Below are 18588 nucleotides of genomic sequence, written 5' to 3'. Positions count from 1 at the left end.
CGGGCGGAGCGGCGGTTCGTGGCCTACTTCACCGACCCCGCGGTGAGTCCGCTCACCACATGCCGCTCGATGAAGGCGAACAGCACGATGACCGGCACGATCGCGACCACGGACGCGGCGAAGAGGTAGTTCCACTGCACCGTGTAGTTGCCGATGAAGTTGTTGATGCCCACCGTGAGCGGCTGCTTGGCCGGTTCGGTGGTGAGCGTGAGCCCCATCACGAACTCGTTCCAGGCGGTGATGAAGGTGAAGATCACCGCGGTGACCACGCCGGGCAGCGCGAGCGGCAGCGTCACCTTGATCATCGCCCCGAAGCGGCTGGTGCCGTCCACCATGGCGGCCTCTTCGAGCTCCGGCGGGATGGAGCTGATGTAGGCGGTCAGGATCCACACCGCGAAGGCGAGGTTGAACGCGGCGTTGGTGAGGATCAGCGTCCAGACCGAGTTGAGCATGTCCAGCTGGTGGAACTCGCGGTAGAGGCCGACCAGCAGGGCGGTGGGCTGGAACATCTGGGTGACGAGGACGAGGAGGAGGAAGAGCTTGCGGCCCCGGTAGCGCATGCGTGCCGTGTAGTACGCGGCGGGCAGCGAGACGAGCAGCACGAGCAGCGTGGCGCCGCCCGCGACGAGCAGGGTCACCTGGAGGTTCTGCCCGAGTTCGCTCTCCTTCCATACGTCGATGAAGTTGGCCCACTCCAGGTCCTGGGGCAGGTAGGTGCGGTCCCGGAGTTCGTCCTTGGGCCGCAGCGCGGTGACGATCATCTCCAGGTAGGGCGCGAGGAAGAGCGCCGCGAGCAGCCACGCGACGGCCGTGCAGACCAGGGTGCGCGGCCGGAACGAGCGCTTCTGCCTGGCCCCCGGGCTCTTCTGCGGCGCCTTGCTCGCCGCCGTGGCGGTGGCCATCAGTCCTCCTCGTTCCACCGGCTGACCTTCAGGAAGATCAGCACGAGCACCACGACCATCAGGAAGTTCACGACCGACATGGCCGCGGACTCACCGATGTCGGTCTCCTTCAGCTTGTACATGAACACCATCGACGTGGAGGTGTCGTAGCCCGGGCCGCCCTGCGTCATGGCCCAGATGATCGGGAAGGAGTTGAAGACGTTGATCAGGTTGATCACCACGCCGACGAGGAACGCGGGCCGCAGCATCGGCAGCGTGATGTGCCGGTAGGTGTGCCAGGGCCCCGCCCCGTCGATCCGGGACGCCTCGTAGACCTCGTGCGGGATCGTCTGGAGCCCGGCGAGCAGGGTGTACGTGGTGAAGGGCAGCGAGACGAACACGGCGACGGCCATCATCCAGGGCCAGGCCGTCTCCGGCTTGCCGAGCCAGTCCTTGGAGCTGTCGATGAGACCGAGGTCGAGCATCACGGTGTTGAGGACGCCCGCGGTCTGGTTGAGCAACCACTTGAAGCCGATGGCGGTCATCAGGACGGAGGCCGCCCAGGGCGCGATGAGCGCCCAGCGGGCGATGCGGCGCCCGGGGAACCGCTGGTTGAAGAGTTGTGCGAGGGCGAGCGAGAGCAGCATCGTGAAGCCGACGACGACGAGCGTCCACAGCACGGTCCAGAGCAGGACGGCGCCGAGGTCGCTCTCCTCGAAGAGCTTCTTGTACTTGTCGGTCCCGGCGCTGCCGCGCACCTTGCCGGAGATCGAGATGTCGAGGAACGAGGTGCGGATCAGCTCGACGACGGGCCAGACGACCACGGCGAGGATCAGCAGGATGACGGGCGCGATCCAGGGCAGCGGGCCGAGCCGGGCGATCCCGCTGCGGCGGCTCACGGGGCCGGGTGCGCGCCCGCCCCGTCCCCGGCCGGGGGCGGCCGGGGACGGAGGGGCCTTCACGGACACAAGGACTCCTTGCGAACTGGGTGGGGGTGACCGCTACTTGGCGTCGGCCGCCGCGGTCTCCGCCTTCTTCTGGAGGTCGCCGAGTACCTGCTTGGGGTCGTCGGAGACGGCCTTGCCGCCGGTCTTCTTCATCTCGGCGGAGACGACGTCCCAGGAGGTGTCGCCCAGGGGGTAGAACTTGGCGTTCGGCAGCACCGCGAAGAACGGCTCCAGGTCCTTGTGCTTGCCGCTGCTCTGCATCTGCTTCAGGGCGTCCTGCGTGACGGGCATGAGGTTGTACATCTCGTCGAACGCCAGCATCTTCTTGGAGTACGTGAAGTCCAGGAACTTCTTCACGGCGTCCTTCTCGGCGCCGCCGTCCTTGAACGCCATCATCCAGTCGGCGACGCCGAGGGTGCTGTCGAGGGGGCCCGTCTTGCCGGGGATGGGCGCGACGCCGTAGTCGACCTTGCCGTCCTTGGCCATCTGGATCAGGCTCGGGTGGCCGTTGAGCATGCCGACCTTGCCCGCCGCGAAGTCCGCGAAGGCGGTCTTGCGGTCGGTGGACGCGGGGTTGGCGTAGGTGAGGCCGGGCTCGACCAGGTTCTTCTTGAGCCACTCGAAGGTCTCGACGTTCTCGGCGCTGTCGAGGGTGTACTTGCCGCTCGCGTCGGTGTAGCCGCCGCCGTTGCCGAGCTCCCACATCAGGGTCTCGCCCTGGGTCTCCTCGGGGCCGAGGGGGAGGGCGTAGGGGGTGTCGGCGGCCTTCTTGGCCTTGATCTTCTTCGCGGCCGCGGCCAGCTCGTCCCAGTTCTTCGGCGGGGTCTTCACGCCGGCCTTCTTGAGCACGCTCTTGTTGTAGAACATCACGCGGCTGGAGGAGACCCACGGGATGCCGTACTGGGTGCCGTCGACCTCGCCGGCCTTGGCGAAGGACGGGATGAGGTTGTCGCGCGTCTTGGCGGAGAGCACCTCGTCGGCCTTGTAGAGCAGGTCGTCGGCGACCTTGTCGGCGTAGCCGCCGGTCTGGAGGAGGTCCGGCTCGTCGCCGGCCTGGATCATGTTCTTGACGGACTTGTCGATGTCGTTCCAGTTGATGACCTGGACGTCGACCTTGTAGCCCTCGTGGGTGTTCTCGAATTCCTTCTTGACCTGGTTCCAGTACACCTTGGAGGCGTTGGAGGCCTTGTCGCCGTAGTCGGCCGCGACGAGCTTGATCGTCTTGCCGTCGCCATCGCCACCGTCGCCGCCGCAGGCGGTGAGACCGAGGGCCATGCAGAGCGTTGCCGCACCGGTGGCGATTATTCGATTCCTCATGCTGTTCAACCCTTCGACATCAGTGTCGACTTGAGCGCGTACAGTCGCACCGTGCGGCGCCGTCGCGCCGACACTACTCAGATCATGTTTCGCCTCACAGGCCTAGACCACTTTCGTGGCCAACCTGAAATCACCTGCTGACACGCTCACTTGAGGGCACCGGCCGTGAGACCGGCCTGCACCTGGCGCTGGAAGACCGCATAGACCACGAGCACCGGAAGCATGGCGATCGTCAGGCCCGCGAAGAGCGCGCCCCAGTCGCCCCGGTAGCCCTGCGAGACCGCCAGCGAGGCGAGTCCCTGGGGCAGCACGTAGTTCTCCTCCTCCTCGTTGTTGAGCAGCAGCGGAAGCAGGTACTGGTTCCACTGGCCGAGGAAGTTGAAGATGCCGATGCTGACCAGGCCGGGCTTGGCCATCGGAAGCATGATCTGGAAGAACGTGCGGGTGTGCGAGGCCCCGTCGACCATCGCCGCCTCCTGCACGCCGGTCGGCAGCGTGCGGAAGAAGGAGGTCAGGAAGAAGGTGGTGAAGGGCAGCGAGTACGCGATGTACGCGATCATCAGGCCCGGCCGGGTGTCGAGCAGGCCGAAGTTCTCCATGACGGCGAAGAGCGGCACCAGGGCGAGGATGACGGGGAACATCATGCCGCCCGCGAAGAGCATGAAGACGAGGCGGTTGCCGGGGAAGGTGAAGCGGGCGATGACGTAGGCCGCCATCGAGCCGAGCAGCATCGTCCCGGTCAGCGAACCCGCCAGGACGATCAGGGAGTTGACGGTGTACCGGCCGATGCTCGCCTTGTTCCAGGCATTGCCGAAGTTCTCCCAGTGGAAGGAGGCGGGCCAGCCCATCGGATCGCTGAGGATGTCCGCCGAGGGGCGGAACGCGGTGAGCGCGACCCAGATCAGCGGCCCGGCGGCGAGGACGACCCACAGGACGAGGAAGGCGTGCGAGAAGACGTTGAGCGTGCCGCCCGTCTCCTTCAGCTGCCCGCGGGGCTTCTCGGTGGCCTCGGGGCGGGGCGCGGCGGCGGTGGTGGTGGTCATGGTCAGTGGCTCCCGCGGTCTCAGTATTCGATCCGGTCGCGGTTCCCGGCCCGCATGACGATCAGCGAGAACGCCATGCTCAGGACGAGGAGGACGACACCGATGGACGTGGCGTAGCCGTACTGGCCGTCGCGGAACCGTTCGTAGAGGAAGACCGGAGTCACCTTCAGGACGTGCGGGGGCACCATCACCAGGCAGATCGCGAAGGTGTCGAGGGCCTGGATGCCCATGTAGATCCAGCCGGTGCGCACGGTGTCCCAGATCAGCGGGAGCGTGACGCCGAAGAAGGTGCGGGCGCGGCCCGCCCCGTCGAGCAGCGCGGCTTCGTAGATGTCCCGCGGGATCGCCCCCATCGCCGCGGAGAACAGCACCACGTAGAAGCCGATGAAGCTCCAGCTGATGACGGTGAGCAGCGAGACCAGGCCGAGGGTGCTGTCACCGCCGAGCCAGGCGGGGCCCGCGACGCCCACCTTGTCGAGGCCGCCGTTGATCAGGCCGCTGTTGGTGTTGAAGACGCGCCCCCACACCACGGCGATGATGGCGACGGAGAGCACCTGCGGGAAGAAGTAGACGACCTTGTAGAAGGACGAGCCCGCGACGCCCGCGATGGCCTGTCCCCTGCGGTGCCGCCCGCCCGAGGTGATCATGTAGGCGAAGAACATGCCGAGTACGAGGGTGATGACCGGGGCGATGACGAGCAGCAGGGCGCTGACCCGGAGGGAGTCCCAGAACCGGTCGTCGTTCCACATCTTCCGGTAGTTGTCGAACCCGACGAAGTTCGCGACGGGGCCGCCGGACCAGTCGGTGAACGAGTAGTAGATCGCCTGGAGGAAGGGCGAGACGACGAACAGCGCGTAGAACGCGAGCGGCACGGCGAGGAAGCCCACGATGAAGCGGTACTTGTCGAGCGTGCGGTAGCGCCGGTCGTAGCGGACCCGTTCGGGGGTGAAGCGGGGCGGCAGCAGGATCGCGACGAGGAACAGCAGCCGGCCGGGTGCGCCCGGCGCGGGTCCTCGGTCCGCCCGCTTCTTCGGAGGTGGGATCTTGCCCACCGGGGTGTCGGTCTTCATGCTGCTCAGCCCCGCCCGCTCTGCCACCTCGTCCGTCAGGCCTTCTTGATCTTGGTGATGTCGGGGTCCTTCAGAATCCGCTCGGACGCCTTCCGCATGGTGTCCATCGCCTGCTTGGGCCCGATCTGGCCCAGCATGAACTTGTGGACCATGTTGTTGAAGTCCTCGCGGAACAGCTCGTTGTACCAGTCCATGAAGTGCGGGATGACGATGTTGTCACCGGCCGCCTTGATGGCCGCCTGCGCGCTCGCCGTGCCCGACGGCAGGTCCTCGCCGTCGATGGCGCCCTTCACGACGGGCATCGAGCCGACCTCCTTGAAGAGGTTGACGGCGGCCTTCTTGCTGTACATCATCCGCAGCCACTCCAGGCCGCCCTGGCGGTTCCGGGCCTTGGCGGGGACGATGAAGGGCTCGCCGGCCGGGGCGTAGAGCGTGCCGAAGGGCATCTTGTCGCCGGAGTCGAGCGAGGGGGTCGCCCCCACGGTCATGGCGAAGTCCTCGGGCGTGGTGTCCTTGGCCTCGTTCTCCACCCAGGAGCCGTTCGGCACGAAGACGCAGCTGCCCTCCTTCGTCCAGGCGGTCTGCATCTCGGTGTGCGCCTGGTTGCCGTCGAAGCCGGTCAGGACGTACTTCTTCGCGACCAGTTCCTCCCAGGCCTCGAAGACGTCCTTGACGGCGTCGTGCTTCCAGGCGTTCGGCTCCAGGTAGTCCATGGCCTCGGTGACGTCGCGGCCACCGCGCTGGGCGAACATCGCGTACATGCTGAAGAACATGTAGCGGGGGTGGCCGCCGGGGTAGCTCCAGCCGTGGATGCCCTTGGCCTTGGCCTTCTTGCAGACCGCGAGCATCTCGTCCCAGGTCTTGGGGTACGCGGAGTCGAGGCCGTCCTCCAGGAGCTTTTTGGAGTACCAGTTGCCGTACACCGTCAGGGCGATGTTGAGCTGGTAGCACTCCTTGCCGCCGAAGCGGCCCATCTGCTCGACGACCGGCACCAGCGTCTCGCGCACCGTGACGTCCGGGTCGTCCCAGGAGGGGGCGTCGAGGACCTCGCCGAGGTCGGCGACCTGCTTGTTGTGGACCAGCTTGCCGATGTTCATCTGCTCGGCGCCGGAGTTGTTCACCACGTCCGCGGTGGGCTTGCCGCGCACGATCTTCGGCTGCACCTGGGTGGCGATCTTCTCCGTCGCCTTCTGGTCCGGCTTCGCCTTGGGGTACTTGTCGGCGTACATGTCGGTGACGTACTGCGCGTACTTGTCGCCGTAGCCGCCGTTGAAGATGTAGACCGTGAGCCCCGCGTCCTCCTTCACGCCGAGCGGGTTCTTCTTGGTCTTCTCGCCCTTCTCGGCCTTGTTCTCCGAGCCGCCGCCGCTGGCGCAGGAGCTGAGCGCCCCCACGGCCGGCACCGCGAGCAGACCTGCGGCCGCCGCCCGCTTCATGACATCACGACGGTTGACGCTGGTGGATCCCATGCTCAAGCCCTCGCCTTCTCCAGGACTCAGGCGGTGCACCGGACCCTCCCCGGCACCGCGGTGGTGTGGGACGCCGACAGGTATAGTCCACTCCCGCTCGACTGAGCAAGATCGAATACACGTTTGCTCCGCAGGTTTTCCGAGTTGAGACCTGCGACGTTGCCCTGGTCGAACCTCTCGCACCCGACCCCCGTGACGCGTGGACTTTCGCGCCGGTCCCCATGGACTTTCCACCGGTCGGACCTATCGGTCCCTCAGACGGAGTCGGCGGCGTCCTGGATGCGGTCGATGGCCTCGGCCGGGGTGGCGCGGCCCAGCAGCATGTCGCTCAGGGCCGCGCCGCTCACGTCCTCGACCTCGGCCGCCCCGAAGCCGTTCCAGTGGAAGGCGTTACCCTCGGCCCCCTCGTACGCGGCGCTCGCCGACGCGGCGCCGGCGCTGAGCCCCCGCCACTCTCCGGCGCCCCGGACGGCCGGCAGGGCGCCGCTGCGCACGGCGAACCCCTCGGCCGCCGGGCGGCCCAGCATGACGCGCAGCAGTTCCATGGCGGCACGGGGGTTCTTCGCCCGCTCGGGTACGACGAAGGGCTCGCCGAAGTTGACCGCGAGCGTCCCGAAGGGCAGGCGGTCGCCCCCGGAGACACCGGGCGGCGGACCCACGGCCGGCTCGAACCCCTCCGGCGGCTTCGACTCCTCCCGCACCCACGAGCCGTTCGGCACGAACAGGGCCTTGCCCTCGGTCCACCGCTTCTGCGCCGTGAGGTGGTCGTACCCGGCGGACGCCCGCAGTACGTACCCCCGCTTCCCCAGTTCGGCGTACGCCTCGAAGACGTCCCGCACGGCCCGGGACCGCCACGCCCCCGGCTCGTTGGCCACCAGGGCGTCGAGCACCTGCCCACCACCCCGCTTGGCCACGGAGGCGGCCACGGCGAACCACAGGTAGTACGGGTACTTGCCCGGGTAGACGAGACCGGCCGTGCCCCGGCGCTCCGCGGCCCCGCAGACCGCGAGGAGTTCGTCGAAGGTGCGGGGGTAGCGCTTGCCGAGGTCGCGCAGGGCCGCGCGGGAGTACCAGAGGCCGTAGACCGAGAGCACGTACGGAAGGGCGACCACCGGCCCGCCCTTGACGGGGCGTCCGGCCTCGGCGGCGCCCGGCAGCAGCGTGTCCCCGACCTTCTTGCCGGGGCTGCCGGCCGCCGGGGCGTCGAGCAGCGGGGCGAGGTCGCACAGCACCCCGCCCTCGGCCATCTTGCGCAGAGCGCCGGGGGTGGCGCCCGCGTACTGCACCAGGTCCGGCGGTGATCCGCCGACGAGCGCCGCCTCGCTGTCGGCGGCCGACCCCGCGTACTTCCGCGCCACCTCGGTCCCCGGGTGGGCCGCGGTCAGGCGCCGTACCGCGTCGTCGAGGGCGTCCTTGCCGTAGGCGCCGTCGAAGAGGAGCAGCGACAGGTCACCGCTGCCGGGCACGCGGAGCGGATTCTTCGCCTCCGCCGTGCCGCCCGCCCCCTCGGAACCGTCATCGCCCCGCCCCCGCACCGCGAGGAAGACCCCGCCGGCCGCGGCCGTGACGACGCCCGCGGCGGAGACGGTGAGCAACGACCGCCGAGAGGGGCCCGTGCGGGGCGCGGGTCCCGCGGCGCGGGGAGGGGCGGACGCGGGCCCTGGCGGCGGGGCCGCGGTGCGCGCGGCGGGAGCCGCCGCCGGTCCGCCCCGAGGCGCCGCCGACCCGCCCGGAGCCGCTCCCCGCCCGGCCACCGGCGCCGTCCGTCCGGCAACCGGCACCGTCCGCCCGGCCACCGGCGCCGTCCGCCCGGCCACCGGCGCCGCCCGCCCGGTCACGGCGGCAGACACCGGAAGCCCCCGTACCCGACCCCGCACCAGCGTCGTGACCTCGTCCGGCAGCCAGTGCCCCGTGCGGCCCTCGGGCAGGGTCGCCGGCACCGAGAACTCCGCCAGCAGGGAGGGCACCGTGGGCCGCTCGGCCGGGTCCTTGGCGAGGCAGCGCGCCAGCGCGGTCCGGAGCGAGCCGCCGGGGACCTCGTCGAGGCGCGGCTCCTGCTCCATCGTGCGGTAGATCATCGCGAAGACGTCACCGTGCCCGAAGGGCCCCTCCCCCGTGGCCGCGAAGACGAGGGTGGCGCCGAGCGCGTACACGTCCGTGTGGGGCCCGATGTCCGAGCCGCGCAGCTGCTCCGGGGCCATGTAGCCCGGCGTGCCCGGCACTTGACCTGTGCGGGTGATCCGGGAGTGGGCGACGGAGCGGGCGATGCCGAAGTCGATGACGCGCGGCCCGTCCTCGGCGAGGAGGATGTTGGAGGGCTTCAGGTCGCGGTGCGTCAGCCCCGCCCCGTGGATCGCGGCGAGCGCCGCCGCCGTCCCCGCCATCAGCGCCCGCAGCGATGTCTCCGGCAGCGGCCCGCCCGCGGCCACGGCCTCGGTGACCGACACCCCCGGGATGTACGCCGTGGCGAGCCAGGGCCGCCGCGCGTGCGGGTCGGCGTCGAGCACCGCCGCGGTGAACCGCCCGTCGACCTTGCGCGCCGCGTCCACCTCGCGCGCGAACCGGCGGCGGAACTCCACGTCGTGGGAGAGCTCGGGCCGCGCCGCCTTGACCGCCGCGAGGCTCCCGTCCGGCGCCCTGCCGAGGAACACCTCGCCCATGCCGCCGCTGCCGAGCCTGCCGAAGAGCGCGTACGCGCCGAGCGACTCCGGATCGCCGCTGCCGAGCGCATCCATGACCCCGTGCACCTCCCCCGTTCCGCGGGTGAGGGTACCGTCGCCCCGCACCCGGCGGGCAGTTGACCCACCGCCAGGAACTCCCGCCCCGCGAATCGCGGCAACAGCCTTGACACCTTTCCCCACTTCACTCCCTACTAGACCTTGCGTAGCGATCGTGACAACGTTGTCCAACCCGCAAGGAGGGGCTCGGGGATGCCGCATCAGGCTCGCAGACCTCGATACAGACACCAGCGTCCGGGGATTCCCGGGGCGCGCTCGGCAGCCGCCGTCGGGACGGTGGCGCTGGCGCTCGTCGTGGCGGCACAGGGAGCCGCCGTCGCCGGGCCCGAGAAACCACCGCGCACGGAAGCCGGGTTCGCCTCCTCCTTCGAGGAGGGCGAGGCCGCGCCGGACTGGCTGAACACCGTGGAGACCGGCGCCGACGGCAAGAAGAAGGCCGCGGGGGTCGACGGCGGGTTCAGCGCGGGGCTGCCCGGCAGCGTCATGGACCACGTCACCGAGGTCCGGGCCAGCGGCGAGAACGCGGGCTCCGGCGAGGTGGCGGAGAACCTCGTCGACGGTGAGGCGACGAGCAAGTGGCTGACGTTCGACAAGGCCGGCTGGGTCGAGTTCGACCTGGACGAGCCCGCCAAGGCCGTGACGTACGCGATGACGTCGGCCAACGACCACGCCGAGCGCGACCCCAGGGACTGGACCCTGAAGGGCTCCACCGACGGCGAGGACTGGAAGGTCCTCGACGAGCGCGAGGGCGAGACGTTCGCGGGCCGCCACAAGACGAAGAAGTACGACTTCGACAACGCGACGGCCTACTCCCGCTTCCGGCTGGAGGTGACCCGGAACAACGGCGCGTCCGACGCCCTCCAGCTCGCCGACGTCCAGCTCTCCGTGGGCGGCACCGAGGCCCCCGCGCCCGAGGACATGCTGAGCGTGGTGGACCGGGGCCCCAGCGGCTCCCCCACCGCCAAGGCGCGCGCCGGCTTCACCGGGAAGCACGCGCTGCGCTACGCGGGCAGCCACACGGCGGACGGCCGCGGCTACTCGTACAACAAGGTCTTCGACGTGAACGTCCCGGTGAAGCGGGACACCGAGCTGGGCTACCGCGTCTTCCCCTCGATGGCCGAGGGCGACCTGGACTACGCGGCCACGAACGTGGCCGTGGACCTGGCCTTCACCGACGGCACCTACCTGAGCGACCTCAAGGCCGTCGACCAGCACGGCTTCGCGCTGACCCCGCGGGGCCAGGGCGCCGCCAAGGTGCTCTACGTCAACCAGTGGAACAACGTCGCCTCCCGCATCGGCGACGTCGCGCGCGGCAAGACGGTCGACCGCGTCCTGATCGCGTACGACGCCCCGAAGGGACCCGCCAAGTTCCGCGGCTGGCTGGACGACGTGTCGCTCAAGCAGGTGGCGCCCGCCAGGCCGAAGGCGCACCCGTCCGACTACGCCGACACCCGGCGCGGCACCAACTCCAGCGGCGGCTTCTCGCGCGGCAACAACTTCCCCGCCACGGCGGTCCCGCACGGCTTCAACTTCTGGACACCGGTCACCAACGCGGGCTCCCTGAGCTGGCTGTACGACTACGCGCGCGGCAACAACGACGACAACCTGCCGACGATGCAGGCGTTCGGCGCGAGCCACGAGCCGAGCCCCTGGATGGGCGACCGGCAGACGTTCCAGCTGATGCCCTCGGTCGCCGAGGAGACGCCGAGCGCGTCACGCACCAAGCGGGCGCTGCCCTTCCGCCACGAGAAGGAGACGGCGCGCCCGCACTACTACGGCGTGACGTTCGAGAACGGCCTGAAGGCCGAGATGGCGCCGACCGACCACGCGGCGATGATGAAGTTCACCTACCCCGGTGACGACGCGAGCGTGATCTTCGACAACGTCAACGACAAGGGCGGCCTGACCCTCGACAAGGAGAAGGGCATCGTCACGGGCTTCTCGGACGTGAAGTCCGGCCTGTCGGCGGGCGCCACCCGCCTCTTCGTCTACGGCACCTTCGACACCCCCGCCACGGCGGGCGGCAAGCTGGAGGGCGGCGGTGGCGGCGACGTCACCGGCTACCTCCGCTTCGCGCCCGGCAAGGACCGCACGGTCACCCTGCGCCTCGCCACGTCCCTGATCAGCGTGGACCAGGCGAAGGACAACCTGGCCCAGGAGATACCCGCGGGCACCTCCTTCGAGCGGGTCAAGGACCGCGCGCAGAAGGCGTGGGACGACATCCTCGGCAAGGTGGAGGTCGAGGGCGCGAGCGAGGACCGGCGCACGACGCTCTACTCGTCCCTCTACCGCCTCTACCTCTACCCCAACTCCGGCTTCGAGAAGGTCAGGGGCGCCAAGGGCAAGGCGAAGTACCGGTACGCCTCGCCGTTCTCCCCCGCGACCGGCGAGAACACCCCGACCCGCACCGGCGCGAAGATCGTCGACGGCAAGCCGTACGTGAACAACGGCTTCTGGGACACCTACCGGACGACCTGGCCCGCGTACAGCCTGCTCACCCCGGAGAAGGCGGGCGAGCTGGTCGACGGCTTCGTGCAGCACTACAAGGACGGCGGCTGGACCTCGCGCTGGTCGTCGCCGGGCGCCGCGGACCTGATGACGGGCACCTCGTCCGACGTGGCGTTCGCCGACGCGTACACCAAGGGCGTGAAGTTCGACGCGGAGGCCGCGTACGACGCCGCGCTGAAGAACGCGACGGTGGTGCCGCCCACGTCCGGCGTCGGCCGCAAGGGCATGAAGACCTCGCCCTTCCTCGGCTACACGCCGAGCGAGACCCACGAGGGCCTCTCCTGGGCCCTTGAGGGCTACCTCAACGACTACGGCATCGCGAAGATGGGCGCCGCCCTCCACAAGAAGACGGGCAAGAAGCGCTACAAGGAGGAGTCGGAGTACTTCCTCGACCGCGCCCGCGACTACGTGAACCTCTTCGACGAGAAGGCCGCGGGAGCGGGCACCTCGCCCGGCTTCTTCCAGGGCAAGGACACCAAGGGCGTCTGGCGCGTGGACTCGGAGAAGTTCGACCCGCGCGTATGGGGCCACGACTACACCGAGACCAACGCCTGGGGCTACGCCTTCACGGCCCCGCAGGACTCGCGCGGCCTCGCCAACCTCTACGGCGGCCGCAAGGGCCTGGCCGACAAGCTCGACACGTACTTCGCGACCCCCGAGACCGGCTCCGCCGAGTTCGCGGGCTCCTACGGAGGCGTCATCCACGAGATGACGGAGGCGCGCGACGTCCGCATGGGCATGTACGGCCACTCCAACCAGGTCGCCCACCACGCCGCGTACATGTACAACGCGGCGGGCAAGCCGGCCAAGACGCAGGAGAAGGTCCGCGAGGTCCTCTCCCGCCTGTACACCGGCAGTGAGATCGGCCAGGGCTACCACGGCGACGAGGACAACGGCGAGCAGTCCGGCTGGTACCTCTTCTCCTCGCTCGGCTTCTACCCGCTGGTCATGGGCAGCGGCGAGTACGCCATCGGCTCGCCCCAGTTCACCAGGATGACCGTGCACCTGGACAACGGCCGCGACCTGGTGGTGAAGGCCCCGAAGAACAGCGCGAAGAACATCTACGTGCAGGGCCTGAAGGTCAACGGCAAGAAGTGGAACTCGACGGCGCTCCCGCACGAGGCGATCGCCCGCGGCGGCGTCCTGGAGTTCGACATGGGCCCGAAGCCGTCCGCGTGGGGCACCGGCAAGGGCGCGCAGCCGGCGTCGATCACGAAGGACGACAAGGTGCCGTCCCCGAGGAAGGACGCCCTCAAGGGCGAGGGCGCGCTCTTCGACGACTCGTCGGCGACGGAGACCACGTCGGACGGCGCCGTCGAGCTGCCGGTGACCGGGAAGACGAAGGCGGTGCAGTACACGCTGACCTCGTCGACGGACAAGACCAAGGCGTCCAAGGGCTGGGTGCTCCAGGGCTCGAAGGGCGACGGCGGCACGTGGAAGACGCTGGACCGCCGCACGGGCGCTGACGCCTCGTTCGCGTGGCCCCAGCAGACCAGGGCGTTCACGGTCGACCACCCGGGCACGTACGACCGCTACCGCCTGGTCCCGAAGGGCCCGGCGACCCTGTCGGAGGTGGAACTCCTGAGCTGACGGCCGCCCTCCCCGGGCCGTTGCGAGACAGCCCCGGTGACACGCCGATGAGGTCGGCGTGTCACCGGGGCTTCTGCGTGGCCCGGCACGTCCGTTATCGTGCCCCACGTGTCCGTGACCAAGTGACTCCAGGTGCCGCCACCCGCCCTCGCGCGGGTCCGTGGCACGGAAGCGTCCGTCTTCCTTCCAGCCCCCGCCGCGTGAGAACACGACGCCGGCCAGGGGCCCACCTGGAGTGCCCAACCCCATGAACACCCACGTGCGCGACCACCGCCGCGCCCTCAGCCTCGCGCTGCTGTCCCTCCTCCAGTTCCTCATCGCCGTCGACGTGACCGTGGTCAACGTCGCGCTGCCGGCCATCGGCGCCCGCTTCGACGCGGGGCCGGCGGCGCTGTCCTGGGTCGTCACCGGATACACCCTCGTCGGCGGCGGGCTCCTGCTGCTCGGCGGGCGGCTCACCGATCTGCTCGGGCGGCGGCGGATGTTCCTGCTCGGGGCCGCGCTGTTCGCCCTCGCCTCACTCACCGCCGGTCTCGCGCCGAACCTGGAGACGCTGGTGGCCGCCCGCTTCGTCCAGGGCGCGGGCGAAGCGCTCGCCTCGCCGGCCGCCATGTCCCTGATCGCGCTCCTCTACCCGGAGCCCGCCGAGCGGGCCAAGGCCCTCGGCGTCTGGGGGGCCATCTCCGCGAGCGGTCTCGTGGTCGGCGTCCTGATGTCGGGCGCGATCGTCCAGTTCCTCGACTGGCGCTGGATCTTCGGTGTCAACGTGCCGCTCACGGCGGCGGTCCTCGCGCTGACACCGCTGCTCGTACGCTCCGACGCGCCGCGCTCCCTGCCGTCAGGACGCCTCGACCTGCCCGGCGCCGCGCTCCTGGTGGCGGGGCCCCTGACCCTGGTCCACGGCGTGCTGCGCGGGTCCGTGGCCGTGGTGCTCGTCGGCGCGGCCCTGCTCGCCGCCTTCGTGCTCGTCGAGGCACGGACTCCGCGCCCGCTGGTCCCGCTCTCCTTCTTCACGCACCGCGCCCGTGCCGTGGCGAACGCGGCGACGGTGCCGCTCAGCGCGGGCCTGTCCGGCACGTTCTTCCTGGCCACGCTGTACATGCAGGACGTCATCGGCCTCACGCCGCTCCAGGCGGGCCTGGCCTATCTGCCGTTCTGCGGGGCGCTCCTCGCCGCGATCGCGGTGGTGGCCCGGCTGATCGCCGCGCTCGGCACCACGAACACCGCCCTGCTCGGCCTGCTCCTGACGGCGGCGGGCCTCGGCTGGCTCGCCCGGCTGCCCGCCCACGGCGACCTCTGGACGGATGTGGTGCCCGGCATGCTGGGGGTGGCGGCCGGGATGGGCATCGGCCTGGTGGCGCTGCAGAACGCGGCGCTCACCGGGGTCACCGAGGACGACGCGGGCACCGCGGCGGGCGTACAGCGCTGCGTCGACCAGCTCGGCGGCTCGCTGGGGCTCGCGGTGCTCGTCGGCATGGCGCTCGGCGGCGGCGACCCCCAAGGCGCGGGCTTCCGGGCGGCGTTCGGGTGGGCGGCCCTCGGTGTGCTCGGCACGGCGGTGGGCGTGGCGGTGAGCGGGCGGCGGCGGAGGTAGCCGCCGGAAACGGCTCGACAGCGCGGCGGCGCCGTGCCTAAGATCCCGGCGACATCGCGTGTCGGTCACCGGCTGGGTGAGGCATGGAGGTGTCGGGAGATGCCTGTTGGAGGCATTCCTTGTCAGTCGAGCTGAACCACACGATCGTCCACGCCCGGGACAACCGGGAGTCCGCGGAGTTCTTCACGGACCTGCTGGGCCTGGAGATCACGGGCGAATGGGGCCCGTTCGTCGCGGTGGCCCTGACCAACGGAGTCACCCTGGACTTCGCCACCGTCCCCGCGGAAGACATCACGCCGCAGCACTACGCCTTCCTGGTCTCGGAGGCGGAGTTCGACGCCGCGTACGAGAAGATCACGGCGCGCGGCATCGAGCACTGGGCCGACCCGCACCAGAAGCAGCCGGGCGAGATCAACCGCAACGACGGCGGCAAGGGGGTCTATTTCCTCGACCCGTCGCGGCACGCCATGGAACTGATCACGGTTCCGTACGGGGGCTGGCCGCAGCCCTAGGGAGCGCCCGCAGGGGCGCTTTCAGGGGCGCGGGGAACTGCGCGACAAGCCCCCACGGCCCGCGGCCGAAGAAACGACGAGGGCCGCACCCCGTACGAGACGGGTGCGGCCCTCAACCGCTGTGCGGAGAGCCCTACTTGCGGATCAGGCTGCGCAGCACGTACTGCATGATGCCACCGTTGCGGTAGTAGTCCGCCTCACCGGGCGTGTCGATGCGGACGACCGCGTCGAACTCGACACCCGTGTCGGTGGTGACCTTCACCGTGCGGGGGGTCGAGCCGTTGTTCAGCTCGGTCACGCCGGAGAAGGAGAAGGTCTCCTCGCCCGTGAGGCCGAGGGACGAGGCGGTCATGCCCTCCGGGTACTGGAGCGGCAGGACGCCCATGCCGATGAGGTTCGAGCGGTGGATGCGCTCGTACGACTCGGCGATGACGGCCTTGACGCCGAGGAGGGCGGTGCCCTTGGCGGCCCAGTCGCGGGACGAGCCGGAGCCGTACTCCTTGCCCGCGAGGACGACCAGCGGGATGCCCTGGTCGATGTAGTTGCGCGAGGCGTCGTAGATGAACGAGACCGGCGCGTCCTCCTGCGTGAAGTCACGCGTGAAGCCGCCCTCGGTGCCCGGCGCGATCTGGTTGCGCAGGCGGATGTTGGCGAACGTGCCGCGGATCATCACCTCGTGGTTGCCGCGGCGCGAGCCGTAGGAGTTGAAGTCGCGGCGCTGCACGCCGTGCTCCGTGAGGTACTTGCCGGCCGGGGTGTCGGCCTTGATCGCGCCGGCGGGCGAGATGTGGTCCGTCGTCACCGAGTCGCCGAGCTTGGCGAGGACGCGGGCGCCCTGGATGTCCTCGACGGGGGACGGCTCCTGCGCCATGCCCTCGAAGTACGGGGGCTTGCGGACGTAGGTCGACTCGGCGTCCCACTCGAAGGTGTCGCCGGTCGGGATCGAGAGCGCCTGCCACTGGGCGTCGCCCGCGAAGACGTCCTGGTAGGACTTGTTGAACATGTCCTCGCCGATGGCGTTCGCCACGACGTCGTTGACCTCGGCCTCGGAGGGCCAGATGTCCTTGAGGTGGACCGGGTTGCCGTCCTGGTCGACGCCCAGGGCCTCGGTGGTGATGTCGATCTTCATCGAGCCGGCCAGGGCGTACGCGACGACCAGCGGCGGGGACGCCAGGTAGTTCATCTTGACGTCGGGGTTGATGCGGCCCTCGAAGTTCCGGTTGCCGGAGAGGACGGACGTCACGGCCAGGTCGTGGTCGTTGACGGCCTTCGAGACCTCCTCGGGCAGCGGGCCCGAGTTGCCGATGCAGGTGGTGCAGCCGTAGCCGACGAGGTTGAAGCCGACCTTGTCGAGGTAGGGGGTGAGCCCCGCCTTGTCGAAGTAGTCGGTGACGACCTTGGAGCCCGGGGCGAGGGTGGTCTTGACCCACGGCTTGCGGGTCAGGCCCTTCTCGACGGCCTTCTTCGCGACGAGCGCGGCGGCGACCATCACGTACGGGTTCGAGGTGTTGGTGCAGGAGGTGATGGCCGCGACCGTCACCGCGCCGTGGTCCAGCTCGTACGTCGAGCCGTCGGGGGCGGTCACGAGGACCGGGTTCGACGGGACGCCGTTGGTGGTGGCCGGGGCGTCGGAGGCCGGGAAGGACTCCTTGCCCGCCTCGTCCACGCTGTCGACGTAGTTGCGGACGTCGCTCTTGAACTGCTCGGCGGCGTTGGCGAGGACGATGCGGTCCTGCGGGCGCTTGGGACCGGCGATCGACGGGACGACCGTGGAGAGGTCCAGCTCCAGCTTCTCGGAGAAGTCGGGCTCGGCGGCCGGGTCCAGCCAGAGGCCCTGCTCCTTGGCGTACGCCTCGACGAGCGCGACCTGCTGCTCGTCGCGGCCGGTCAGGCGCAGGTACTTCAGCGTCTCGTCGTCGATCGGGAAGATCGCGGCGGTGGAGCCGAACTCGGGCGACATGTTGCCGATGGTGGCGCGGTTCGCGAGGGAGGTGGCGGCGACGCCCTCACCGTAGAACTCGACGAACTTGCCGACGACGCCGTGCTTGCGCAGCATCTCGGTGATGGTGAGGACGAGGTCCGTGGCGGTGGTGCCCGGCTTCAGCTCACCGGTCAGCTTGAAGCCGACGACGCGCGGGATGAGCATGGAGACCGGCTGGCCCAGCATCGCGGCCTCGGCCTCGATGCCGCCGACGCCCCAGCCCAGGACGCCCAGGCCGTTGACCATCGTGGTGTGCGAGTCGGTGCCGACGAGGGTGTCGGGGTACGCCTGGCCGCCTCGGACCATGACGGTGCGGGCCAGGTGCTCGATGTTGACCTGGTGCACGATGCCGGTGCCCGGGGGGACGACCTTGAACTCGTCGAAGGCGGTCTGGCCCCAGCGCAGGAACTGGTAGCGCTCCTTGTTGCGGCCGTACTCCAGCTCCACGTTCTGGCCGAAGGCGTCGGCGGTGCCGAACTTGTCGGCGATGACGGAGTGGTCGATGACCAGCTCGGCCGGGGCCAGCGGGTTGATCTTCGCCGGGTCGCCGCCGAGCTCCTTGACGGCCTCACGCATGGTGGCGAGGTCCACCACGCAGGGCACACCGGTGAAGTCCTGCATGATCACGCGGGCCGGCGTGAACTGGATCTCCTGCGACGGCTGGGCCTGCGAGTCCCAGTTGCCGAGCGCGCGGATGTGGTCGGCGGTGATGTTCGCGCCGTCCTCGGTACGGAGCAGGTTCTCAAGCAGCACCTTCAGGCTGTAGGGAAGGCGTGCGGAGCCCTCGACCTTGTCCAGCTTGAAGATCTCGTACGACTCGTCGCCCACGCGCAGCGTGCTGCGGGCGTCGAAGCTGTTCGCCGACACGACAGTCTCCTTCATTATTTTGCGCGTTCCGTCACATCCTGCCGCCACGACTCCTCGTCGATCCGCTAAGG

At 69.8% G+C, this 18588-nt stretch carries 11 protein-coding genes; 3 read left to right on the top strand and 8 right to left on the bottom strand.

Annotated features, from left to right (window positions below; genetic code table 11):
* Positions 1–23 precede the first annotated feature (23 nt).
* From AB0I16_RS03065 to AB0I16_RS03035, 7 genes are all read right to left on the bottom strand, one after another.
* A complete protein-coding gene (locus AB0I16_RS03065; RefSeq protein WP_363247542.1) occupies positions 24–902 on the bottom strand; it encodes a carbohydrate ABC transporter permease in 879 nt (292 codons plus the stop codon).
* Complete coding sequence (locus tag AB0I16_RS03060; RefSeq protein WP_363247541.1) at positions 902–1843, bottom strand: sugar ABC transporter permease; 942 nt, start codon at positions 1841–1843, stop codon at positions 902–904. Before AB0I16_RS03060 ends, AB0I16_RS03065 begins: the two co-directional genes overlap by 1 nt.
* A 39-nt stretch (positions 1844–1882) precedes the next feature.
* Complete coding sequence (locus AB0I16_RS03055) at positions 1883–3145, bottom strand: extracellular solute-binding protein (protein WP_363247540.1); 1263 nt, start codon at positions 3143–3145, stop codon at positions 1883–1885.
* Positions 3146–3291: 146 nt separating this feature from the next.
* Complete coding sequence (locus tag AB0I16_RS03050) at positions 3292–4188, bottom strand: carbohydrate ABC transporter permease (protein ID WP_363247539.1); 897 nt, start codon at positions 4186–4188, stop codon at positions 3292–3294.
* A gap of 20 nt (positions 4189–4208) precedes the next feature.
* The gene (locus AB0I16_RS03045) at positions 4209–5258 is read right to left on the bottom strand and encodes a sugar ABC transporter permease (RefSeq protein ID WP_363247538.1); all 1050 of its coding nucleotides are present in this window, start codon (positions 5256–5258) and stop codon (positions 4209–4211) included.
* Between the two features lie 35 nt (positions 5259–5293).
* Complete coding sequence (gene ngcE / locus AB0I16_RS03040) at positions 5294–6727, bottom strand: N-acetylglucosamine/diacetylchitobiose ABC transporter substrate-binding protein (RefSeq protein ID WP_363247537.1); 1434 nt, start codon at positions 6725–6727, stop codon at positions 5294–5296.
* 254 nt (positions 6728–6981) lie between these two features.
* Positions 6982–9462, bottom strand: coding sequence for a serine/threonine-protein kinase (locus tag AB0I16_RS03035; RefSeq protein ID WP_363247536.1), 2481 nt, complete (start codon positions 9460–9462; stop codon positions 6982–6984).
* Between the two features lie 195 nt (positions 9463–9657).
* Here AB0I16_RS03035 and AB0I16_RS03030 point away from each other — a divergent pair, with 195 nt between their 5' ends.
* The 3 genes from AB0I16_RS03030 (at position 9658) to AB0I16_RS03020 (ending at position 15669) form a co-directional block, all read left to right on the top strand.
* Positions 9658–13563: a GH92 family glycosyl hydrolase gene (locus tag AB0I16_RS03030; protein WP_363247535.1), complete on the top strand. Its 3906-nt coding sequence runs from the start codon at positions 9658–9660 to the stop codon at positions 13561–13563.
* A 247-nt stretch (positions 13564–13810) separates the two neighbouring features.
* On the top strand, positions 13811–15157 hold the full coding sequence (locus AB0I16_RS03025) for an MFS transporter (protein WP_363247534.1): 1347 nt from the start codon (positions 13811–13813) through the stop codon (positions 15155–15157).
* A 119-nt stretch (positions 15158–15276) separates the two neighbouring features.
* Positions 15277–15669: a VOC family protein gene (locus AB0I16_RS03020; RefSeq protein ID WP_363247533.1), complete on the top strand. Its 393-nt coding sequence runs from the start codon at positions 15277–15279 to the stop codon at positions 15667–15669.
* 133 nt (positions 15670–15802) lie between these two features.
* Here the strand turns inward: AB0I16_RS03020 and acnA are convergent, their stop codons facing one another.
* Positions 15803–18517 (bottom strand): aconitate hydratase AcnA, encoded by a 2715-nt coding sequence (acnA, locus tag AB0I16_RS03015; protein ID WP_363247532.1) that lies wholly within the window; start codon positions 18515–18517, stop codon positions 15803–15805.
* Positions 18518–18588: the final 71 nt, after the last annotated feature.

This window comes from Streptomyces sp. NPDC050703, from assembly GCF_040654435.1.
Classification (GTDB): domain Bacteria; phylum Actinomycetota; class Actinomycetes; order Streptomycetales; family Streptomycetaceae; genus Streptomyces.
The sequence above is the reverse complement of the archived record's forward strand: the minus strand, read 5'-3'. Positions and strand labels throughout refer to the sequence as shown.